The following is a 930-nucleotide window of genomic DNA, read 5'->3' on the forward strand; positions in this document are numbered from 1 at the left end:
GTGATCGAACTTGCCGTGGAGGGCGCCGTCATTCGCGTCCCACGCGGGGTCGATGGAGCGACATTGGCCCTCGTGCTGCAAACCCTCAAGAGCCTGCGATGATCGGCCCAACCGGCGCTGTCCGTGTCCTGGTGGCCACCAAGCCCGTCGACTTCCGCAAAGGGGCGGATGGGCTCGCCGCGCTCGTGCGCGACACCATGGGGGCCGATCCATTCTCGGGAGCCGTGTACGTGTTCCGTGCCAAGCGCACGGATCGCATCAAGCTGGTGTTCTGGGACGGCACGGGAGTGGTTCTTGTCGCTAAGCGATTGGAGGATGGCGAGTTCCGCTGGCCCAAGGTGCAGGATGGTGCCCTTCACCTCTCGGCCGCCGAGCTCTCCGCGCTGCTCGAGGGTCTGGACTGGCGTCGCGTGCATGCGCCACGACCAACCTCTGCGCCTGTGGAGCCCAGCTGATCGGACGCGCCCATCCATAAGAGCCATCGCCGACATCGGGGAAGCATGATTCACTTCGTCTTGTGACCAGCGCGACGCAAACCCTCCCTGATGATCCTGACCTGCTCAAGGCCATGCTCCTGGCCGAGCGGGCCCGCGCTGAACGCCTGGAGCAGATCATCAAGGCGATGCAGCGTCACCGTTTCGGTCGCAGAGCCGAGAGCCTACCCGAGGATCAGCTGCTGCTGGGCCTGGAAGAGGCCGAACAGAATGAGGCTGCCGAGGACGCCCACCACGAGCAAGCGGATCCGGCCGAGCGCAAAAGCCGCGCGGCTCGGCGACGCCGGAACCGGGGAGCGCTACCGGCCCATCTGCCGCGGATCGAGACGATCATCGACGTTGAGAATTCGACCTGCCCCTGCTGCCGCAACCTCCTGCACCGCATCGGCGAGGACATCTCCGAGCGGCTCGACATCGTGCCGGCGCAACTGCGTGT

At 65.9% G+C, this 930-nt stretch carries 2 protein-coding genes; both read left to right on the forward strand.

What is annotated here, in order from left to right; genetic code table 11:
- Window positions 1–98: 98 nt before the first annotated feature.
- Window positions 99–455: an IS66 family insertion sequence element accessory protein TnpB gene (tnpB, locus tag JKG68_RS32585; RefSeq protein ID WP_202066600.1), complete on the forward strand. Its 357-nt coding sequence runs from the start codon at window positions 99–101 to the stop codon at window positions 453–455.
- A 113-nt stretch (window positions 456–568) separates the two neighbouring features.
- Window positions 569–930, forward strand: a 362-nt coding sequence (locus JKG68_RS32590; RefSeq protein ID WP_202066601.1) for an IS66 family transposase, incomplete at its 3' end; no start/stop codon positions are given.

Source organism: Microvirga aerilata (assembly GCF_016743775.1).
GTDB lineage: Bacteria > Pseudomonadota > Alphaproteobacteria > Rhizobiales > Beijerinckiaceae > Microvirga > Microvirga aerilata.

Excerpts from the sequence above, each read along its gene's own strand:
- tnpB (WP_202066600.1), top strand. The coding sequence starts at position 99 with ATGATCGGCCCAACCGGCGCTGTCCGTGTCCTGGTGGCCACCAAGCCC.